The sequence below is a fragment of the Flexivirga alba genome (assembly GCF_042661025.1).
GTDB classification, from domain to species: Bacteria; Actinomycetota; Actinomycetes; order Actinomycetales; family Dermatophilaceae; genus Flexivirga; species Flexivirga alba.
Genome location: NZ_JBHSWH010000001.1, coordinates 3,115,462 through 3,135,670 on the forward strand (window position 1 = coordinate 3,115,462; position 20,209 = coordinate 3,135,670).

Annotated in this window: 22 protein-coding genes and 1 pseudogene; 18 read left to right on the forward strand and 5 right to left on the reverse strand. The window is 69.1% G+C overall.

Going from position 1 to position 20,209, the window contains the following annotated elements; translation table 11 throughout:
* The first annotated feature begins 568 nt into the window (after positions 1 to 568).
* From ACFQDH_RS15245 to ACFQDH_RS15260, 4 genes are all read left to right on the forward strand, one after another.
* Entirely contained in the window at positions 569 to 823 is a 255-nt protein-coding gene (locus tag ACFQDH_RS15245) for a hypothetical protein (RefSeq protein WP_382403242.1), read from the forward strand.
* A complete protein-coding gene (locus ACFQDH_RS15250) occupies positions 820 to 1,545 on the forward strand; it encodes a hypothetical protein (protein WP_382403243.1) in 726 nt (241 codons plus the stop codon). Before ACFQDH_RS15245 ends, ACFQDH_RS15250 begins: the two co-directional genes overlap by 4 nt.
* 167 nt (positions 1,546 to 1,712) lie before the next feature.
* Positions 1,713 to 1,871 carry a hypothetical protein gene (locus tag ACFQDH_RS15255; RefSeq protein WP_382403244.1) on the forward strand — a complete coding sequence of 53 codons (159 nt, stop codon included), beginning with the start codon at positions 1,713 to 1,715 and terminating at the stop codon, positions 1,869 to 1,871.
* A gap of 132 nt (positions 1,872 to 2,003) precedes the next feature.
* A complete protein-coding gene (locus ACFQDH_RS15260) occupies positions 2,004 to 2,897 on the forward strand; it encodes a hypothetical protein (RefSeq protein ID WP_382403245.1) in 894 nt (297 codons plus the stop codon).
* A 243-nt stretch (positions 2,898 to 3,140) separates the two neighbouring features.
* Here the strand turns inward: ACFQDH_RS15260 and ACFQDH_RS15265 are convergent, their stop codons facing one another.
* Positions 3,141 to 3,503, reverse strand: coding sequence for a hypothetical protein (locus tag ACFQDH_RS15265; protein ID WP_382403246.1), 363 nt, complete (start codon positions 3,501 to 3,503; stop codon positions 3,141 to 3,143).
* A gap of 146 nt (positions 3,504 to 3,649) precedes the next feature.
* On the opposite strand from ACFQDH_RS15265, the gene ACFQDH_RS15270 reads away from it, so the two are divergent.
* Both ACFQDH_RS15270 and ACFQDH_RS15275 read left to right on the forward strand, forming a co-directional pair.
* Complete coding sequence (locus ACFQDH_RS15270; protein WP_382403248.1) at positions 3,650 to 4,513, forward strand: hypothetical protein; 864 nt, start codon at positions 3,650 to 3,652, stop codon at positions 4,511 to 4,513.
* Positions 4,510 to 4,665: a hypothetical protein gene (locus ACFQDH_RS15275; protein ID WP_382403250.1), complete on the forward strand. Its 156-nt coding sequence runs from the start codon at positions 4,510 to 4,512 to the stop codon at positions 4,663 to 4,665. The genes ACFQDH_RS15270 and ACFQDH_RS15275 overlap by 4 nt, the downstream gene beginning before the upstream one ends.
* Before the next feature lie 289 nt (positions 4,666 to 4,954).
* On the opposite strand, the gene ACFQDH_RS15280 is transcribed toward ACFQDH_RS15275, so the two are convergent.
* On the reverse strand, positions 4,955 to 5,773 hold the full coding sequence (locus ACFQDH_RS15280) for a hypothetical protein (protein WP_382403251.1): 819 nt from the start codon (positions 5,771 to 5,773) through the stop codon (positions 4,955 to 4,957).
* A 269-nt stretch (positions 5,774 to 6,042) separates the two neighbouring features.
* Between ACFQDH_RS15280 and ACFQDH_RS15285 the strand changes: the two genes are divergently transcribed.
* From ACFQDH_RS15285 to ACFQDH_RS15300, 4 genes are all read left to right on the forward strand, one after another.
* A complete protein-coding gene (locus ACFQDH_RS15285; protein ID WP_382403252.1) occupies positions 6,043 to 6,390 on the forward strand; it encodes a hypothetical protein in 348 nt (115 codons plus the stop codon).
* Positions 6,387 to 7,823: a hypothetical protein gene (locus ACFQDH_RS15290; RefSeq protein WP_382403253.1), complete on the forward strand. Its 1,437-nt coding sequence runs from the start codon at positions 6,387 to 6,389 to the stop codon at positions 7,821 to 7,823. Before ACFQDH_RS15285 ends, ACFQDH_RS15290 begins: the two co-directional genes overlap by 4 nt.
* A gap of 978 nt (positions 7,824 to 8,801) precedes the next feature.
* The gene (locus ACFQDH_RS15295; RefSeq protein WP_382403254.1) at positions 8,802 to 9,584 is read left to right on the forward strand and encodes a C40 family peptidase; all 783 of its coding nucleotides are present in this window, start codon (positions 8,802 to 8,804) and stop codon (positions 9,582 to 9,584) included.
* 563 nt (positions 9,585 to 10,147) lie between these two features.
* Positions 10,148 to 11,137: a C40 family peptidase gene (locus ACFQDH_RS15300; protein ID WP_382403255.1), complete on the forward strand. Its 990-nt coding sequence runs from the start codon at positions 10,148 to 10,150 to the stop codon at positions 11,135 to 11,137.
* A 354-nt stretch (positions 11,138 to 11,491) separates the two neighbouring features.
* On the opposite strand, the pseudogene ACFQDH_RS15305 reads toward ACFQDH_RS15300, so the two are convergent.
* The 3 genes and pseudogenes from ACFQDH_RS15305 to ACFQDH_RS15315 all read right to left on the reverse strand — a co-directional run bounded on the left by ACFQDH_RS15305 (position 11,492) and on the right by ACFQDH_RS15315 (position 14,625).
* Positions 11,492 to 13,821, reverse strand: a pseudogene (locus ACFQDH_RS15305) (heavy metal translocating P-type ATPase).
* A 79-nt stretch (positions 13,822 to 13,900) separates the two neighbouring features.
* Positions 13,901 to 14,176: a heavy-metal-associated domain-containing protein gene (locus tag ACFQDH_RS15310; RefSeq protein ID WP_382403256.1), complete on the reverse strand. Its 276-nt coding sequence runs from the start codon at positions 14,174 to 14,176 to the stop codon at positions 13,901 to 13,903.
* A 110-nt stretch (positions 14,177 to 14,286) separates the two neighbouring features.
* Positions 14,287 to 14,625: a metal-sensitive transcriptional regulator gene (locus ACFQDH_RS15315; protein WP_382403258.1), complete on the reverse strand. Its 339-nt coding sequence runs from the start codon at positions 14,623 to 14,625 to the stop codon at positions 14,287 to 14,289.
* A gap of 263 nt (positions 14,626 to 14,888) precedes the next feature.
* On the opposite strand from ACFQDH_RS15315, the gene ACFQDH_RS15320 reads away from it, so the two are divergent.
* Genes ACFQDH_RS15320 through ACFQDH_RS15355 form a run of 8 tightly spaced genes read left to right on the forward strand, consistent with a single transcriptional unit; the run spans position 14,889 to position 20,206 of the window.
* A complete protein-coding gene (locus tag ACFQDH_RS15320; protein WP_382403260.1) occupies positions 14,889 to 15,239 on the forward strand; it encodes an NADH-quinone oxidoreductase subunit A in 351 nt (116 codons plus the stop codon).
* Positions 15,230 to 15,742, forward strand: a complete 513-nt coding sequence (locus ACFQDH_RS15325) for a hypothetical protein (RefSeq protein WP_382403261.1) — start codon at positions 15,230 to 15,232, stop codon at positions 15,740 to 15,742. Before ACFQDH_RS15320 ends, ACFQDH_RS15325 begins: the two co-directional genes overlap by 10 nt.
* The gene (locus ACFQDH_RS15330; RefSeq protein WP_382403262.1) at positions 15,721 to 16,566 is read left to right on the forward strand and encodes a hypothetical protein; all 846 of its coding nucleotides are present in this window, start codon (positions 15,721 to 15,723) and stop codon (positions 16,564 to 16,566) included. Before ACFQDH_RS15325 ends, ACFQDH_RS15330 begins: the two co-directional genes overlap by 22 nt.
* Entirely contained in the window at positions 16,563 to 17,276 is a 714-nt protein-coding gene (locus ACFQDH_RS15335) for an NADH-quinone oxidoreductase subunit H (protein WP_382403263.1), read from the forward strand. The genes ACFQDH_RS15330 and ACFQDH_RS15335 overlap by 4 nt, the downstream gene beginning before the upstream one ends.
* Entirely contained in the window at positions 17,231 to 17,503 is a 273-nt protein-coding gene (locus ACFQDH_RS15340; RefSeq protein WP_382404876.1) for an NADH-quinone oxidoreductase subunit H, read from the forward strand. The genes ACFQDH_RS15335 and ACFQDH_RS15340 overlap by 46 nt, the downstream gene beginning before the upstream one ends.
* On the forward strand, positions 17,500 to 18,030 hold the full coding sequence (locus ACFQDH_RS15345) for an NADH-quinone oxidoreductase subunit J (protein ID WP_382403264.1): 531 nt from the start codon (positions 17,500 to 17,502) through the stop codon (positions 18,028 to 18,030). Before ACFQDH_RS15340 ends, ACFQDH_RS15345 begins: the two co-directional genes overlap by 4 nt.
* Complete coding sequence (locus tag ACFQDH_RS15350) at positions 18,027 to 18,332, forward strand: NADH-quinone oxidoreductase subunit NuoK (protein WP_382403265.1); 306 nt, start codon at positions 18,027 to 18,029, stop codon at positions 18,330 to 18,332. Before ACFQDH_RS15345 ends, ACFQDH_RS15350 begins: the two co-directional genes overlap by 4 nt.
* Complete coding sequence (locus ACFQDH_RS15355; RefSeq protein ID WP_382403266.1) at positions 18,329 to 20,206, forward strand: proton-conducting transporter transmembrane domain-containing protein; 1,878 nt, start codon at positions 18,329 to 18,331, stop codon at positions 20,204 to 20,206. Before ACFQDH_RS15350 ends, ACFQDH_RS15355 begins: the two co-directional genes overlap by 4 nt.
* Positions 20,207 to 20,209 lie beyond the last annotated feature (3 nt).

Here is a 20,209-nt window from a genome sequence, read left to right on the forward strand (position 1 = left end):
CACCGGGTCGCTCGTGTTGTCGAAGCTGCAGGCACGAGTCCTGCCCTCGCTCGCACCTGTGATCGGCCGCAGCGACGACTCGGCGTCGGACGCAGCGACGACTCGGCGTCGGACGCTGCCTGACCGGTTGACCGCCGCAGGCGCCAAGACCGTCTTAGGGAGATGACCAAGGCCGACCCGCCTCACGGCGACCACAGGAGAGCGATCCATGCCGAACGACACAGACAAAGACGATGCACCCAACGCGCAGGCCCCGGAGTACGACGCGGTAATCAGTCGGCTCGGCGCAACCCCGTACCGACCGCGCGTTCGCCTGGCCTGTTCAACCCGCTGGACCCGAGACGGCTGACCATCGCGGGCTGACCCCGGCCGACGCCGGCCGAGTACGCCGCGATGCGGAAGGGGACGTCGCAGGGGAGGGCCACCTTCCCGGGCGGACTGCTGCGACACGACCGGACCTGCGCGGACTCCGCGTCACCGGGTCCAGGTCGGAGGCCGGCCGGATCCGCATCGTTCTGGTCGAGCTCGGAATCTGCCCGCCGCTGCCGGAGCTGCCGAAGGCTTGACGGTGTGGACCTCTGACGCACCGGGCAAGGGTGACCGCCAGAACACGGCATCTGACCTTGGGGAGAGTGAGGAGCCCGCAGCCGGCGGGCCACGAGCCCGAGCGGAGAACATCGACGTGTGCAGCAGTGAGACCCCCTCTGACACCGCACGGATACGCGATCACCTCCAGGCGGCCGATGACGAGCTCAGCGGCCTCCTGAGGAGCTTCCTGGACGAGCTCGCCGACCGCGGCGACGCCGAGGAGGACCCGAAATGAGCATCGACCTCGACGTGGCGGTCGACCAGCTGCACGGCACGCACCGCGACATGCACGCCGCCATCGGTCTCATCGAAGAACTGCGCGATGCGGCGCGGTCGATCCGGCGGCTCTTGGACGACGCGACCGCGGATGCCGTGAAGACCCACATCGTCGACGAACCCATGGCCTCGGGGTACATGCGCAATGTCGCACAGCAGATGGAGCAACTCGCCGGCCGATGCGCCCTCACCGAGGCAATCGGAACCGACCTCGGTGCCTACCTGGAGCACGCCACCCACCGGGTCGACCGGGCCAAGGAGGCTCTCGACGCGGTCGACCTTGCCGCAGCATCTACAGACGACGTGAAGCTCGCCAGTCGAACTCGGGCACGGCTGGACGGGGTCAGCGACCTGCTCGAGATGGCACAACCTGCTGCGGCAGCCGCCGCCGGGCACCTCACGGCGGTAAAGAACATCGCCTTGCAGCGGATGAACGTGGACACGACCCTCGGGTCACGTGTCAGCGTCGACCAGGGCCTCAGTGCCGCCACGGACGTACTGGCGCGCACCGAAACCCGCCTCCAGCAGCTGGGCGATCTGCTCGACCACAGTGACCGAGGCACCCGACGGTCCCTGCACGAGGCGGACGAGGTCACCCAGAACGCGCACCGCCGCCTGACAGCGCACCGACCGATTCCGGCCGGCGAACCGGCCCCGGCAATGCACGGGCCACGCCGATAGCCCCTTCCCCTCTCGAAGGGCCGACATAGGAGCCAGTGATGACCCACGACCTCTCCGATCTTGCCGAGACTCTCTAGGTCACCGGCGACCCGTCGCCAGCAGACCCCAGCTTCCACTGGCACTCGGGGGTAGTAGCCCGCGGCTGGGAGCAGCCGCGACTCGACGGCGTGAACGGCGGCTGGGCCGCGGAGACCTTCTGCGCACCCGAGCTGGTCCGGGAGATGGACCGCGAGAACCAGGAACGCGCCCGCGAGGCGCAACGGCGACGCCTGCTGCACGACATACCCGGAGCCGGCGACCACGCAGGGCCCGCACCGCGCAGGTAGCAGCAGCCTGATTTCCTGCGCGGTGGCCGCCAGGGCGACCGCAATCCCCTTCGGGAAGGCACCAGACCTGACGGAGGTGCCCGGGGATGAGTTACCGCACCAAGGCCGACGAGGTGGCCTACCAGCGCGATCGTGCGCGCGGCCGGGCCCTGCTACGCGCCGGCCGAACCGGTCCGCCGCAAGCTTCAGCAGTTCCTCGACGCCGACGTGCCGGTACGAGCGCTGAGCCGTAGCAGCGGACTGAGTGCCCCGGCCCTGCGCGCGATCGTCGACGGAGACCGGGATGTCGTACAGCGCCGCACCGCCGAGCACGTGTCTCGGCTGACACTCACCGGCGTTTACGAGCAGCAGCAGTCCGGGCACGTACCCAAGGTCGGTGCGGTCCGCCGCGTGCAGGCGCTGATGGCCATCGGCTGGACCCGAGACCACATCACCGAGGCTGGCGCCACCAGCCTGCCCAGGGTTCTCAGCGGCCCCGGGAACCTGATCACGCTGGAGAAGTGGCGAGAGATCAAGGACGTCTACGACCAGCTGAGCATGACGCCGGGGCCCTCGCCGGAAACCAAGGGTCATGCCAGAAGCCGCGGGTATGCCCCACCGCTGGCCTGGGACGACAGCACCATCGACAACCCACATGCTCGCCCACACATCGACGTGCCGGTCGCCGCCGGAGCCGAAACCATCGACATGGTCGCCGTCGACCGTGCGATCGCCCGCACCGGCGCCGCCACGAACCTGACCCCTGCCGAACGGATCGAAGTCGTGCGAGGCATGGCAGCCGGCGGGGCGTCGGACCCACAGATCGGCCAGCACCTGGACGTCGTCGACCGCACCATCCTGCGCACCCGACACCGCCACGACATCCCTACCTTGCGACGTGCCCAACCAGACCGTGACGAGCCTGACTGGGACTGTCTGGAAGCACGCGCCATTACCGCCGCCGCTGGCAACTGGTCAGCCGGCCCCGACAAGACCGCCATCACATCAGTCCCGGCCCGTCCGGCCGGCACCGCCATCGGACGGTAGGCGCCGACGGTCGTCGATAGGGAGAAACAGACATGGTCAACTTGAATGAGACGCAGCGGCAGGGCGTGAACCTTCTGGTACGCGTGGAATTCGTTCCCCGCGACCTGCTGAGCGCGGCGCAGCAGTGGCTGGATGTGCAGCTCGACGCACGGGATCAACGCGCGCAGAACCAATACCAACGAAACCTGCACCTGGTCGGCGACCCGAACGATCCCGACGTCGACGACACGGGCCTGCGGGGAATCACCGAATGGGCGTATCCGCTCGAGACGCATAGCGGATCCGTGAGATCTGCGGCGATGACGTCCGAACGACGCCCGGCCGAGACGAGGACGGCGTCGCCTTGTACGGCCCGGATCCGTCTTCGGTGTGAAAGCCGATCTGGTGCCGGCCGCGGATCGCAAGGGCCTGGTCATCGACCCGCGCACCCTGCAACGCTCCGACTTCACGATCGACGAGCACGTATTGGATGGCCAGCTGCATTCGATGAACGAGGCCGACTGTCGCCTCCGCAAGTACGAGGCGATGGATGAGCTGGGCGATCAGATCCAGCGGGAGCGCTTCGCCGGCGTCACGGCCGCCGCCGAACCCGAGCCCGACCACCACTCAGGTGACCTTGCTGAGGAGATGCCGCTCTTCGATCGTCGCGCGGACGTCGTGGTGGCCACGGTCCGCGTCGATGCCGCCGGGCAGGCGCACGCGGATGTTCCAAGCCACGACGGTGTGGTCCTCGACGCGAACGTGTCACACAGGTGGCCGATGGCCTGGCGTCGTCCGAGGAGAAGGCACGGTCGCTGGTGCTTGAGGCAGCGCAGGAACTCACTCACGGCTGGCCCGTGCAGTGGCACGCCGACGGCACCGAGGCTCCAGAGAACAACACGGTGGCCAGCCGGGAGGCGGGCCGGCCGTTGCGGTCAGCGCCGACGGCACAGTTGGCAGAACGCACGGTGCTGGCGTTCGTGAACACTGAGCACTACCTGGACACCGCAACGCACTACCTCGAGGGCGCAGAACGGGGCCTGGCGCACCGGCAGGAGGACCGTACCCCGGACGTCGTCGACGGCTGGTCGACCTCGGTTCACGACTCGATCGTGCAACTGGCCAACTGCCACCTGAGCACCCTCGAAGACGCCTCGACGAACCTGGACCGTGCGGACGCTCACCTGCGTGATGCCTACCGCGATGCCATGGCGCTGGCACAGTCTCCACACCTGACGGCACAGAACCACAACCACGACATCGACACGCTGACCGACACGATTGAAGTCACCGTCGTGGTCGCTAAGGCCCGACCGCCGCTGGAGGCAGCCGTCGCCCTGCTGCGCCGCGACCCGCCATCTGTCGAGCAGATTGGCGCGGCCCGCGAACAGATCGGCCAGGCCCTTCCCATCCTGAATCACGCTCGAAATCACGCAGCCTCGGCCGACTGGTGGCCGGACGATGGCAGCCAGACACACGTCGACGGCGAGCCGTGCGCCACGGCCCGAGCCGCCAGCAATGGGCCCCAATGTCAGTCGCGGAATGGCCCAGTGACACCGAACGCCGGTCGAGCTATGACCGCCAGGAGCCGTAGGTGCGGCTTCGGGAGGGCACACCCACCGAGAGGAACGCCATGAGCAACGAAGCTGTCGAGGAAGAGGCACGGGACGAAGGGCTGGAGATCCAATCCGAACGTCGCTCGGCCGTCATCGGCACCGTCGAGGATGCCCAGGATCGCCACCGGGTCGCCGATGAAGAGGCCAGTGCCAACGGGCGGCGCCGAGCATGAGCAGGCCGCCGCCTGGGTGTATGACGACCCGTCGTCGAGCTACGGTCCGCGGCGCTGAAACGGGCGTCAACCGCGTTCGTGAGGCCGTACGCGACCAAGCGCCTCGCGAAGTCCCATCAGCCGCTCCTGAATCTAGGCGACCGTGCAAGGAGGCTGCGAGTGGCCGACGCGCAATCAGCGCGCGGCCGCCACGGCATCATGCTCGCCACCAGGTTCGACAAGACCGTGACCGCCTCGATCGCCGAGCGCACATCACGTTGGGCCACGATCAGCGGTTCGTCCTCCACCGTCACGACGCAAGTACAGTCCGATCGCGCACCACCGGCGCCGGAACTGACCGCAGCCGGTACACCCGGTGGAGAACCCGCGGTGACCGCCGCCCTCGCTCCAGAAACCGGCACAGTGCGTCTCCGAGGCCCGCGGCGGCGACGAACCGGTCGGCCTCGTCCTCGCCCGCCAGGGCGGCCTGCTGCTCCGCCCACGGCACGGCGTACGACAACGCCACCACGCCGGCGCCGATCAGCCCGAACACGGCCTGTCCTTCGGTGAACCCCTGCACCAGGGCGACGCCACCAGTGACGAAGCGCACCCGCCATGCGAAGGCAGCCAGCGGGAACCAGCCGATCACCCGGCCGATGCTGTGGCCGACAGCCTGAAGCAGCCGCCAGGGCAGCATCCAGAACTCCAGTGCCACGTCGTAGCGGCACTGGCCGAGCCGGATCCGGCCGATCGCATGCGCGAGAAGCGACGCGGCTTCGTCGGGTCGGATCCGGCCGCTGGCGATCGCCTCGACCAGACCCTGCGAGATGACCACGGTCCGCCGGCCGGCAGCACCGACGCGGACGCCGGCCGGCCGGTCACGCACCAGCAACTGCACCGGAGACGACACCAGGTCGAGTTCCTTGAGCACGGCGACCACCGGACGCAACGCGGCCAGCTCGTAGTCGCGCGGTTCGCGCGCCCGTGCCAGCAACCGGACAAACAGGCTCTCGCCACGCCCGCAGAGCAGAGCACCGAACGTCACCAGGCCCACGACGAACAACGCCGCGCCCGCCACCGGGTGCACGAGGGCGCCCACGACGCACGTGACGAGTGTGCTCACCACCATGCCGACGCCTTCGGATACGACCCGGCACGCCTTCCGTCGACTCCTCATCGTCACCACTTCCTCTCTTCAAAGCACTAGTGCAAGTGCCTTGATCTGGTGGCTGGTTGCCGCCAGAGCAAGCTGCGCTCCTTAGGGCTTGCAGAACCAAGTCTCGCGTGCACCCCGGACACGGCGCGGAAGTTATCCACAGGCGACCGGCGCGTGGAGCGGGAGCAGGCGACGACCTGGCTGGATTGCTGGAGACCGAACGAACGAAGGAGACGCACCCCGTGACGACCCCGACACTGTCGCCGCACGACACCCAGGAGACGATCGCTGCAATCGCGAGGCTGCTGCATCATGCAGCCGACCGGACCGCCCGCCAGGCGGCCACTGAGGGCCCGCGCTCAGAGCTGCACGTCCTCGGCCTGGGCATGCACATCGCCGCTGCCGAGGCCGCGTTGCTGGTGCCGGCGGATCTCGACCCGTACTGGCCGCAGCCGACCCAGGCCGACCCGCTGGAGCTGCTGCGGATTGCCCAACGGCTTGCCCGGACCGTGCCCGTCAACGACGAGACGGCCGGTTTCTCCCGGGTCGTCGTCAGCCTCACGGACCTACTGCGCGAGGCCGGCTCGTGAGCACGTCGACCACGGTGGATCAACGATCGATCGGCGAGCTGCTGCTGGATGCCGACTACCAGGCCCGGCAGTTGCTGCTCGACGTCGGCGGCGCTGATGCCGCCGCACTGCTGCGGACGTGGGGTGAAGTCGTGCAGGCGGCCGGTGACCTGTGGTCCTCCTTGCCGTCCACGCCGTACGTCAGCCCGCTGGACGGGGCCACGATGCAACGCCTGGAGACGATGAGCCAGGCCCAGCACAGGGCACAGCTGGCCCGAGACTGGCCAGGCGACGGACCACCCGATGAGCGACTGCTGAGCATTGCCGAAAACCTTCAGCGGGCCGCCGAACTGGCCGCCGGCCCAGGGCGCCGCGTCAGGCCACGGTCCCCTGCCGCGTACGACGACCTCGACGCGGCCCGGATGCGGGTGATGCACACCCTGTACGTCGGCGCACACGCCGTCGGGGTCGCGGTGCACCAGCACGTCGACGACGTCCGGGCAACCGTGGGTCGGCACGCATCCGATCGGGAGACCCGTGACGTCCCTCGAGGGCAGGACGCCGCCACCCGGCTGGCAGCCTTCGAACAGCTCGCCGGCGGCGTGGTGGGCAACAGGTTCAGCCACGTCATGGCCGGAGAGCACTACACGCCACCGACCGGCACCGGACGGCTGCACCAGGCCCTGGTCGGCTGGGACATCCAGGCGCACCGAACCCTCGCCGTGGCTCCGAGCGCACCGAACTTGCACCTAGCCGCCGGCACCCAGGCCATGATCGCGACGGCCAGCACAGCGATTCTCGACGCGGCTGCCACGGCAGGTCGCGTCAGCGTCGAGGACTACCAGCACCGGCTCGCACCCGCGCTGGATGCCAACCGGCAGTCGTGGGCCAAGGCAGCCAACCGCTGGGGCACGCTGAGCAGCAGGGGTGAACGCGCGGATCCGGCGCTCGTGCACGCCGCCAACGAGGTTCGCGCCGCCGTGCACGAGATCGCCTTCGATCGCACACGATGGGCCACGCCGGACGTGATGGCCGGCCGCATCGATCTGGCCGAGGCCGCCGCCACCGTCCGGCAGGCGATGATCTCGGCCGCCGAACTGGCCTGCGTGCACCGAGATGTTGCCGAACAGGAACCGGACCTGATCGGATCCGCCCGCACCATCGCGGCATGGAGCCGCGAAATGGGCACCGACGACGAGGTCCCACTCATCTCGCCTGCCGATGTCTACGCAAACCGGGCCGTCAAACTCCCCGACGTCATCCGGCAGGCTCTGGTCGCCGATGCCGAGCAGCTCATCGACGTCAGCGAGGCCACCCTGTCAGTGGCGGGAGCTCTGGCAGACGTGTCCCGGCGGGAGTCCGCCCCGGCACCAGGACGCCCCCAGTGCAGATCGGAAGAAAGGGGCCCAGTGCGCATCCCAGCACCTGGGCGGCCACCGACCGCAAGTCGGTGACATTCACCGACGACATCCGCCCAGGCGGCGCTGTACGAGGTATCCATGACTGGCAGGTGCGACGTGAGTCGCCGATTGCTCAAAGTAGTTCGCGATTGGTCCTGTTGCGGGATCGTCGCGCCAGCACATGGTGAGCAGTCGTGCGGTCGGTACGCAGGATGGGCGGCTTACTCCGACGAGCGGATGCTGGTCGGGCCAGTCGCAGGCTGTTTCCGCTGTGCCGGTCGTGCTGGGGTGCACGAACGGGCGTCCGGTTTGTGCTGTTAGCCAGCCACGCCAGCTGTGGCTTGTTGACGAGCGCACCGCAATTCGAGGGCGTCGGGGGTAGACCCGGTATGCGACGGCCGGCGGTTGGCCGGGCTCGGCGAACGGGTCGATACCGTTGATCTGGATGGTGGGGGAGCCGGTGAATCCGTACCGGTCGGCGTCGCCTTGGTTGGTGAACCCGCAGACGTCGAACGGAACAGAGGGCATGCCGTCCTTGTCGAGTGTCTGGCGCAGCAAGCACTTGGCACACGGCAGGGCCGTCGTGTCCGAGACCGGCGGTCGGGGACGGGTGAGTCCCCTCCGTGTAGTTGCGGACGCGGTCCGCGGGTGGAGCGCTGCGCGTGCGCGCCGTCTTGAAATATGAGACGGGTGGTGTCTCATATCCGGCCGGGTTGTGCGGTGCTCCGTCGATCTCCGCGTTGTGGTCCGGATTTTCGCCAACCGGCGGAACGCCGCGGAATTGTCACGGAATGGTCACGGCCTCGCGGTAAGCGTTGATCGCGAGAGCCGGCCGGGTGTTGTCGACGGTCGATACACAGATACCTGGGAACAGCTTGGGAAACGGCGTCGCGTACGTCATAGTCGGTGACCGTGCCGCCGGCGCTTCGGGGAGTCGGCTGCGTGAGCTGGGTGGGGCACTCGGCCCCAGGGCAACGGCGCCCGAGCCCGCATCGTCATCTATCGCAGTCCACCGGAAGGGTCCTTTGCCTCATGGGTTCGTACTCCCCGCGCCACCTCAAGCGTGAGCCGAAAGTTCTGAACAAGGTTGGTCGCCGCAGTGTGGCCGTCGCCGCCGCGGGCGCCGTCGTCGTACCGCTGGCCGGCATGGAGAGCGCTTCTGCCGCTCCGAGCGCCGGTCTGGCGCAGGCAGGTCACGTGCAGGCAGCCGGTCACGTCCAGGCCGCAGCGGGTCACCTCGCCACTTCCGTCCGCGTCGGTCCGACTGTGCAGTACGGCTCCCGCGGCACCGCCGTGAAGACCGTCCAGCGCAAGGTCGGCGGCCTCGCGGTCGACGGCATCTTCGGCCCGCGCACGAAGGCCAAGGTCAAGTCGTTCCAGCGCTCGCATCGGCTTGTCGTCGACGGCATCGTCGGCCGCCACACCTGGACGGCTCTGGGCGGTTACGGCAGTGCACCGACGACCAATCCGAAGCCGGCACCGAAGTCCAACTCATCGATCGTGTCGATAGCGATGGGCCTGCGTGGCACGCCCTACCGTTGGGGCGGTACCACGCCGGCCGGTTTCGACTGCTCGGGATTCACCCAGTACGTCTACCGCCAGGCGGGCAAGAGCATCCCGCGGACCGCATCTGCCCAGGCCGCTCGCGCAACGCGCGTGTCCAACCCGCGCCCCGGCGACCTGATCTTCTGGGGCTCCCCGGCATACCACAACGGCATCTACCTCGGGAACGGCAAGATGATCGCCGCCCGTACCCCCGGCACCGTGGTCAGCGTGCAGAACCTGTGGGGCAACCACTACTTCGGCCGCATCTGAGGTCGGCGCTCAGCGCCACACAACGGCAAGAAGCCCCATCGGCCCTCGAGGTCGGTGGGGCTTCTCGCCGTCGCCAGGCGCCTGGGGATATAGCGCCCACATTGCGCACGCGTAACATCTCAGATGGTGAGATTTCCTGAGAGAATGTTGGATTCGGCGTGTCGTTCGAATGATTTCACGCCAAGAGTGTTACAAGCCGGTCACGATCGCCGGGATCGTTGAAATTGCAACACTAGGGCAGTTCTGCTCCGCCAGCCCCGCAAATTCACTTAAGTCACACTAGTAACAGGTGTCACGTGGGCCCATCGGAGCCCATATTTCGCGTCTTTCACAGGCCTTGAGGCACCGGCATAGTCAGTTCTCGTGCAGCGCCTTCTTCGGGGAAGGAGTAGGCGACATCGGGGGATGCCACGTGCGCGTGGTATCCCCCTGCGCGCGTTTCTGGACTGGACGAGTACCGAGAGGGTCACATGACCACAATTACTACTCCGAGACATCGCAAACCACGGCCTGGGCTCTCTGCCAAGGTCGCCCCGGCGATCACCTCCCGCAAGGGGTTGGTGGTGACTGGAACGCTTCTCAGCGTCCCGGCCGCCGCAGCCAGCCTCGTGCAGGCCGCTCCGTCGTATGCCGATCCCGGCAGCGGCACGAGCGGAGCGTCAGGGCAGCGCAGCAGCGCAACGACGAGCGCCGTACGGGCCGCCTCGCCGAGCACCGTGGTGACCGTGCGCTACGGATCAAAGGGCAGCTATGTCAAAACCGTGCAGCAGCGGCTGGGCGGACTGGCGGTGGACGGCGTCTTCGGGACGCGGACGCTGGCGAAGGTCAAGACCTTCCAGCGCTCGCATCACCTGGTCGCCGACGGCATCGTCGGTTCGCTGACCTGGAAGGCCCTCGGCGGCTTCCCGGGGTCGAAGCCGCCACCGACCACGACACCACCACCTAAAACGACGCCACCACCGTCGTGCAAGGTCACGGTGTTGCGGTACGGCGCAACCGGCTCGTACGTCTCGAGCGCCCAGAGCAAACTGGGCGGGATCTCGGCGGACGGCGTCTTCGGCGCCGCCACCTTGTCCCGGGTGAAGTCGTTCCAGAGCAGCAAGGGCCTCGCAGCGGACGGCATCATCGGCCCGCTCACCTGGACCGCACTGGGCGGCTTCCCATGCGGCACCGACCCCACCCCGACACCACCACCGCCGCCGTCGAACAACCAGGGCGTGTCCGAGGTCGTCTCGATCGCACAGAAGTACTACGGCGTGCCCTACGTCTGGGGCGGCTCCACCCCGTCGCAGGGCTTCGACTGCTCGGGGCTCACGTCATACGTCTACAAACAGGCCGGCATGTACATCCCACGCACGGCCAGCCAGCAGCAGGCGTACGTGAAGAGAACCACCAGCCCGCAGCCAGGTGACCTGGTCTTCTTCGGATCTCCGGCGACCCACTCGGCCATCTACGCCGGTGGCAACATGATGATCTCCGCCGACCACCCCGGCACCGTGGTCAAGAAGGAAAGGATGTGGACGACGCCCACGAACTACGGCACGTTGCGCTGACGCACCGGCGCGACTCCGGTCACCCACGCGGCCACGGTCACTCCTTCGAGTGGCCGTGGCCGCGTCTTTGTGGTGAGGACACCCCGAGCCGCGTTGATTGCTATGGCGGGGAGTGCGATTAGAAGCGAACCGAGGCTGCTACCGGTGCGAGAGGGACGGCGAACTGCGCGCCCTCTCTTTGCGAGGATGGTGCGCATCGGCGAAGTTGGGGCCGTCAGTCTTGACGGCGGTCGGTGAGGGTGCGGATGGCGCAGCGTGCGAGGCAGGCCGTTGCCCACCAGGCCAAGGCGCGGGCCCTTCGCACCACCTGGTGGTGGTGCGAAGGGCCCGCGAGCGATCGTGTGATTCTGATTCTCATAGTGCCGACCGGAATCCCTTGAGCCGCAAGCTGTTCGAGACGACCGAGACTGAGGAGAACGCCATGGCGGCGCCGGCGAGCATCGGGTTGAGCAGCCCGGCGGCCGCGATCGGGATTGCGATCACGTTGTAGCCGAACGCCCAGAACAGGTTGCTCTTGATGACACCGAGCGTGCGGCGAGACAGGCGGATGGCGTCGGCCGCCACCCGCAGGTCACCGCGCACGAGGGTGATGTCGCTTGCCTCGATGGCGACGTCGGTGCCGGTGCCCATCCCGAGGCCGAGGTCGGCCTGCGCGAGTGCCGCGGCGTCGTTGACTCCGTCGCCGACCATCGCGACGACGCGTCCGTCGGACTGCAGTTGCTTGACCACGGCGACCTTGTCGGCCGGCAGCACCTCGGCGTAGACGTCCGCCGCGTCGATGCCGACCTGGCCGGCGACGGTGTGCGCGACGCGCTCGTTGTCGCCGGTCAGCAGGATCGGGCGCAGGCCGAGATCGCGCAGCTGGGTGATCGCCTCGGCGGAGCTGTCCTTTACCTGGTCGGCAACGACCAGCACCGCTCGTGCCTGCCCGTCCCAGCCGACCGCCACCGCAGTCTGACCACGGCCGGTCGCCTCATCGAACGCCGCCTGCAACTCGCCGTCGAGGTGCTGCGACCACTGCGCGAGCAGCTGCGGGCGACCGACCAGCACCGCATGTCCGTCGACGATGCCCTGCACACCGAGGCCTTCGATGTTGGCGAAGTCCTCGACCGAGCCGAGTTCCCCGGCCTCGCGTGCTGCGTCCGCGATGGCGCGCGCGATCGGGTGCTCGGAGGCGTCCTCCAGTGCGCCCGCCATCCGCAACACCTGCGCGGCGACCTCGCCGACGGCTACGTGCGTGTCGGCGAGGGTCATCTCACCGGTGGTGACGGTGCCGGTCTTGTCCAGCACGATGGTGTCGACCTTGCGGGTCTGCTCCAGCACCTCCGGGCCTTTGATGAGTATGCCGAGCTGGGCGCCTCGGCCGGTGCCGACCATCAGCGCGGTCGGGGTGGCCAGGCCGAGGGCACACGGGCAGGCGACGATCAGCACCGCGACTGCCGCGGTTAGGGCGCCAGCGGCACCGGCACCCGTGACCAGCCATGCTGCGAACGTGCCGACGGCGATGGCGATTACGACGGGCACGAAGATGCCCGAGATCCGGTCCGCGAGCCGCTGCACGGCGGCCTTGCCGGTCTGAGCATCCTCGACCAGCCGAGCCATCTGCGCCAGCTGGGTGTCGGAGCCAACCCGCGTCGCGGCGACCACGAGCCGGCCAGACGTGTTGACGGTTGCCCCGACGACCAGGTCTCCGGGGAGACGTCCACCGGGAGCGATTCTCCGGTCAGCATCGACGCGTCGACCGCCGAGCGGCCCTCCTCGACGACCCCGTCGGTGGCGATCTTCTCGCCCGGTCGGACGACGAAGCGGTCGCCGACGGCCAACTGTGACACCGGGATTCGCTGCTCGACACCGTCGCGCAGCACGGCGACATCACGAGCGCCCAGGTTGAGTAGCGCCCGCAGCGCCGCGCCGGCGTTGCGTTTGGACCTGTGCTCCAGGTAGCGGCCGAGCAGGATGAAGGTGATGACGCCCGCGGCGGCTTCGAAGTAGATGTTCGAGGTGCCGTCGCTGCGCCCGATGGTCAGCTCGAAGGGGTGGCGCATGCCCGGCATACCCGCGTCGCCCCAGAAGAGCGCGTAGACCGACCACGCGAAGGCGGCGAGCGTGCCCATCGACACCAGCGTGTCCATGGTGGCCGCGCCGTGCTTGAGGTTGGTCCAGGTCGCCCGGTGGAAGGGCAGCGCGCCCCAGACCACCACGGGCGCCGCCAGCGTCAGCGAGAGCCACTGCCAGTTGTCGAACTGCAGCGCCGGGATCATCGCCATCGCGATCACCGGGATCGAGAGTATGGCGGAGACGATCAGCCGGTCGCGCAGCGATGTGAGCGCAGCAGCGGCGTCACGGTCGGCGCCGTCGCTGGTCGAGTCGGCGGTCTTGGGTGCACTCGCGTCGGACGCCAGCGCCGGCTGCGGCAGCTTGGCGCCGTACCCGGCAGACTCGACGGTGGCGACAAGATCGTCGGTGGTGACGGTGTCGCCATATGTGACCTTCGCCTTCTCAGTGGCGTAGTTGACCGTGGCGGTCACGCCGTCGAGCTTGTTGAGCTTGCGCTCGATGCGGTTGGCACACGAGGCACATGTCATCCCGGTCAGGAGCAGCTCGACATCGGTACCTTGGGAGATGTGGTCAGGGACCGTCGCTTCAGTAGCGGTGGTTGCCGGCGAGTCAGTGGTTGTGCTCATCGGCTCCTCCTTTGTCCTCTAGTGCGTTGGGTGTCTGGGCCCGCCGTGTGCGGGATAGCTCCGCCCGGCCGGGCGGAGCTCAGGCGAGGGCGTAACCGGCCTCGCGGACGGCAGCTTCGACCGTGTCGTGGGGGACGGGCTGGTCGGATTCGAAGGTCAGCTTGCCGGTGGACAGGTCGACCATCACGTCGCGGACGCCCTCGATCGCGGTGACCTCCTCGGTCACCGATGCCACGCAGTGACCGCACGTCATACCCGTGACGGTGTAGGACGCAGGCGCCGCGCCGATCGCGATCGGTTGGGCGGTGTCAGTGGTGTCGGTTGCCGCGGTGCCGCAGTTGCAGGAAGTGCACATGGTGATGGGTGTTCCTCTCGTTGAATTTCTTGGTGGTACGTCTTCGGGTTGGGTACCTGGACCGCCCGACAAGGGGTGGTCAGGCGCCTGTGGGATGTGGCGTGTTTGGTTCAGCTGCGGACCAGCCGGGCGATGGCGTCGGAGGCCTCCTTGAGTTTCTGGTTCGCCTCCGGGCCGCCCTGTCGTGCTGCGTTGACGACGCAGTGCGCCATGTGCTCATCCAGCAGCCCGAGCGCCAGCCCCTGCAGGGCCTTGGTCATGGCAGAGACCTGGGTGAGGATGTCGATGCAGTACTGCTCTTCCTCGACCATCCGCTGCAGGCCGCGGGCCTGCCCTTCGATGCGTCGCAGTCGCTTCAGGTAGGTGTCTTTGGTCTGGTTCGCGATGTAGCTGTGCTGGGAGGTGCCGGCCTGTGGTGAGGCGTCGGCGGTCGTATCGGTCTTGGTCATCGGCGGCCCCTTCGTCGGTGGGATAACAGTCTCAACATCATACCCCCTCGGGGTATTCCCGAACGCGTGCCATACATTACCCCCTATGGTATAAACGAGTGACGCTCTCACCGAGGCAATGCGACGTCGACATCGCAATCGGGTTGGTGACCGAGAGCCGTGGGTCGCAGCTCACTCTTGACCCGCCGAAGAGTTCGGCGGCCGCAAGAACCGCGAGCTGGTGCTGGGACTGGGACGATCAGTGGACACGAAGGGAGCAGGCGATGGGCGACTTCGTCAGCATCCTGGCCGCGTTGGGGCTCGTGCTGCTCGCCGCGGTCGTGGTCCTGGTCGCCCACCGCCTCCTCACGGTGGGCACACCGGGTGAACCGGTGGCGCCCTACCTGTCGGGCGGTCGTCCGAGCGAGCACGCGCTGTCTCGCTACCACGTGCGCTGGTACACCGTGACGTTGCTCTTCCTGGCTTTCGATGTGGAGATGCTGTTCATGTACGCCTGGGCGCTGGTGGTCGCAGAGATGGGCGCGGGCGCGGTGGTCGAGATGTTCGTCTTCCTCGGGTTACTGATGGCGGGGGTCGTCTACGCGTGGCGGGAGGGTGCTCTGCGATGGGTCTGAGGACCTCGGCCCAGCGACTACTCGCGGGGTGGGCTGCGCGCCGGCCACATGTACTGCTGGTGACAGCCCCCGGCCGAACTGCCGCGCGGCTGGCGGTCGAGGCACAGGCCCGCGCGCTCGGCGGTGTGCTCACCGGTGAGCCTGCTGACGCGGACATGCTGGTCGTGGCTGGCTCGCCTGACGGTGAGCTGGCCGACGCGGTTGCGGTGCTGTGGAGTCAGATCCCGGCCCCGAAAGTTCGCGTCGACGTGCTCGATTCCCCGCGTGCGGCAGCGTTGCTGTCGGCCGGGATCCATCGGCTGGCCAGCACACCCGACGCGGGTGCCGAGTCGACTGAGCCGGCCGAGCCCATGGGCGAGCATGTCCACCACCAGGAAGCCGAGATGGGACACAAGCACGGCGGTGATGGTGGGCATGGCCACGGTGGGCACACGGATGCCGGGCAGGGCAGTCACGAGCACGGGGGCATGACCACGGCGGTATGCAGATGCCCGGCGGGCTGATGATGGCCGACCGGGCACCGGACCGCGACGGGCTGAAATTGGATGTGCTGCATGTCGCGCTGGGCCCGGTGCTGCCGGCGTGGCCGTCCGGTCTCGTCATCGACGTCGAACTACAGGGGGACGTGGTGCAGGGCGCGAAGGTACGGGTGCTGGCCGCTGCCGGAGACTCGGTGCGATTCTGGGCCGACGGCACCGGGGTGGCGGCCGGGCGGCGCCGGGCGGCGGCGCACCTGGACTCCGTTGGCCGACTGCTGGAGGTCGCCGGGTGGTCCGGCGCGGCCGATCGGGCCCGCGGGCAGCGCGACGCGCTGCTCACCGAAACTGGCGAGCCGGGTGGCGAGGCGCGAGCGGAGTTCCGCCGCCTGCGCCGCCGGGTGGAGCGCTCGTGGGGTCTGCGCCGATCACTGGCCGGGCTGGGTCGTCTTGGCCATGGTGACGTCCGCAGACTCGGCCTGTCGGGCCCGGCCGCGCGAGCGGCCGAGCGCGGTGGCGACGCGTGGGCAAGGCTGCAGACCTGGCTGGTGGAGGCCGACCTGGCCCTCAGCAGCGGCCCGGTGGCACCGGCCGAGGACCCACGCGGGATACCTGGCCACGGCTCGGGCGCCCTGGTCGCGGCCGCCGCGCACCTGCTGCCCGGGCTGGATCTGGGCGACGCACGGCTGGTCGTGGCGAGCCTGGATCCCGACCCCGACGACCTGCACTCCACCGGGGTCGCCGGCGACCGGGATCCGCATTCAGGACACGACGGACACGGCCATCATGACGAAGGCACCCACGGCATGCCCGGGGGCACCAACCACCAGCACGACGGGCACGTCGCATGACAAGCCTCGTCCAGCAGGCGCCGGCCTGGTCGGTGCTGGTCGCGGTGCCGCTCGTGCTGTGCGCGGCGGTGCTGGCAGGGTCGCTGGACGCGGTGCTCGACCCACGAGGCGAGCTGCCGCTGAGGGCGCGGGCGCTGCGCCCGGTGTATGAGGCATCGCGGTCGCTGCTGGTTCAACGGCGGCCCGTGACGGCTCCGGACCGATTGCTGTGGGCCGTGGGGGTCGTCACCCCGTTGCTGGTCGCGGTGCTGATGGCACCGGTCGTCCCACTCGGTTCCGCCGTGGTGAGCGACCTGGGTGTCGGATTGGTGTGGTTCAACGCCATGGACGTGCTGCTGTGGGCGGGATGGTGGCTGGCCGGGTGGGGCCCGAATAGCGTGTATTCCCTGATTGGTGGCTACCGGTTTCTGGCCCAGGCGCTGGCGTACGAGTTGCCGCTGATGTTCGCCCTGACCGCGCCGGCGGTCGCCGCCAGCAGCCTGTCGGTGCCGCAGATCGTGGCGGCCCAGCAGGGCCGCTGGTTCATCGTGCAGATGCCGTTGGCTGCGGTGGTGTTCGCCGCAGCGGTGGCCGCCTTCGCGGCGTGGGGGCCTTTGCGCACCCGGCCGGCCAGGACATCGCCGGTGGACTGCTGGTCGAGCAGTCCGGGCCGGCCCGGCTGCTGCTGCGGTGGGGCCAATACGCCCTGCTGGTCGTCGGGTCGGCGATGACCGTGGCGCTGTTCCTGGGTGGCGGGGCAGGCCCGCTGCTGCCTGCGTGGTTGTGGACGTTGCTCAAGAGCGCCGCGGTGCTGGCCGTGTTGCTGGCGATGCGCCATCGGATGCCGGTATGGCGCCCGGACCGGTTGATGCGCCTGGCGTGGCTGGTGGTGTTGCCGCTGGTGCTCGCGCAGCTGCTTGTGGTGTCGGTGCTGGCGGCGGCTGGAGGTGGATCGTGACTCTCGCGGTGTTCATCGTGCTGGCTGTGATTGCGATCGCCTCCGGCGTCGCGGTCTTCGTGGTCGACTCCATGGCCAGGGCGACCTTCGCGCTGGCCGCGTCGTTCGTGGCCGTCGGTGGGGAGCTGATCCTGCTCACCCTGGACTACTTGGGCGTGGTCACCATTTTGATGATGGTGATGGAGATGGCGATCATGGTCGTCTTCATGGTCATGTTCATGATGAACCCGGCCGGGTTGATGCCCATGTCGATGCTGCACAACACGCGCGGGGCGCTGGCCATTGCTGCCGGCACGTTCCTGCTGCTGGGCGCGGGCGCGGTGCTGGTGCCGTGGCCGGCACGGCGGGGAACCGTCGCTGCCGATCCCACCCGGGCTATCGGCGAAGCGATCATGGGTCCCCAGATGCCGGTCATGGTCGGCATCTCGGCGGTGCTGTTCGCCACCATCGTGTCCGCGCTCGTGCTTGCTGTCCCACACGGCCGATACGACCAACCCGCCCACGACCGCGGGGAGACAGACCGGTGACGCTGCAACTGTTCCTGCTGCTGGCGGCCGCCTTGTTCGCCATCGGCGTGTTCGGCGCGCTCAGCCAGCAGTCGGTTGTCATGGTGATGATGGGGCTGGAGTTGATGGTCAATGCGGTCATCGTCGCAGCCGCCGCGTTCTGGTACTTCCTCGCACCGGCGGCGCCGGACGGGCAGGTGCTGCTGCTGGTCGTCATCTCGGCGATGACGGTCGAGATGGCCATGGGTTTCGCCGTGGTCACCCTGCTGTTCCGGGCCAGCGACGTGGACATGACCGACATGGCCGCGGAGCTGAAACGGTGAGCGCGCTGCTGTGGGCGCTGGTCCTGCTGCCAGCTCTGGCCGGGGTAGGCCTGCTGGCCGCGCCGCTCGGCCCGTCGCCGGTGCGCCGGGCGGTCGAGCGGGCAACACCCACGGTCGGGATTTCGGTTGCGACCGGAGTGCTCGCTCTGAGTGCTGCCGCCGCGTCCGTTCGGCCGACAGCGTCCGCCCCGTTCCTGGCCGGCGACCCATTCACCCTGGCGGTTGACGGGCTGTCCGCCGTCGTCGTGGTCACCGTGGCCGCGGTCAGCCTGCTGGTGCTGGTCTTCTCGGCCGGCGCGATCCGGCAGGGCCGGGCCCGCTTCGTCGGGCTGATGCTGGTCTTCGTCGCCGCCGTGCTGGTCACCGCCACCGCCACCACGCTGCTCGGGCTGCTCATGGCCTGGGAGGTGATGGGCGCCACCAGCTACGCGCTGATCGCATTCGACTGGCGGCGCGAGACCGCGGTCGCCTCAGGTACCACCGCATTCGTGGTCACCAGGGCCGGTGACGTCGGGCTCTACCTCGCCGCCGGAGCCGCCCTGGCCGTGACCTCCGGCGGCACGCCGGGTCTCTCGCTGGACCGGATGGCGCACCTGCCGTCCCCGTGGCTGCACGTCGCGGCCGCGGGAGTGCTGGCAGCGGCGTTCGGTAAGGCTGCCCAGTTGCCGTTCTCGTTCTGGTTGTCCCGGGCGATGGACGGGCCGAGCCCGGTCTCGGCGCTGCTGCATTCGGCCGCCATGGTGGCCATGGGCGGCTACCTGCTGCTGCGTCTGCACCCGCTGCTGCTCGCCGCCGGGTGGGCGGCGACCACCGCGGCCTGGGTCGGGGCGCTGACCGCCCTGCTGCTGGGTGCGGTGGCCATCGCCCAGGACGACCTGAAGCAGCTGCTCGCGGCGTCCACCAGCGCCCAGCTCGGTTTCGTGGTGCTCGCGGCGGGCACCACCGGGCCGGGTGCGGTCGGCGCCGGCCTGGCGCACCTGGTCGGCCACGCGTCCACCAAGGCTCTGCTGTTCCTGGCCGCTGGGGCGTGGCTGGCCGCTCTGGGCACCAAGTCCCTGCCGGCGCTGCGCGGCGCCGGGCGAGCCTACCCGTGGGTCGGCGTGCCCTTCACTCTCGCGGCACTGGCTCTGGCCGGGGTGCCGCCGCTGACTCTGTGGGCCACCAAGGAGTCCGTCCTCGCGGCTGCCCGCGAGCAGTCGGGTGCGCTGTATGCGGTCGGGCTCGCGGCCGCGGTGGCCTCCAGCGCGTATGCCGGAAAGGCATTGACCCTGATCTGGCGTCGCCTGCCGGACCACACGACCGGCTACGACACCGAGGAGGCAGGCACCCGGCAGGTCGGCTGGATCGAGCGAATACCGTTGTTACCCCTGGCAGTCGGTGCGGCCGGCCTCGGGGTGCTGGTCGTCCCGGCCGTGTGGGCCAAGGTTGACCCGGGCACGTCGGCGCCGACCTCCGCATCCGCCGGGGAAGTGGCCGTCTCTGTGGTCCTCGCCGTCGTGGTGACCGGCGTCGCCCTGTGCTGGCCGCAGCGCCTGCCGGCGCCGCGGTGGGCCGGCAGCTGGCTGCGCCTGGAGCAGGTTGCCCATGCCGGGGTGCTGCGCCCGACCCTGCGCCTTGCCGCCCTGCTGGCCCGGGGTGACGCCGCACTCGAGGCCGCGGTGACCGGCACCGGCCACGCGGGCCGACGGCTGGCCGATCACGCCGCGGCGATCGACGACGTCGGGGTCGGTGGTGCACTGCGCGGCGTCGTGGCCGCGGCCCGCCGGGGTGCGGGCCTGGCGCTGCGCCCGCAGACCGGGCAGCTGCACCAGTACTACGCGCAGGCCTCGGTCGGTTTGGCCGTGGCCGTCCTCATCGTCTGGTTGGCGAGGTAAACC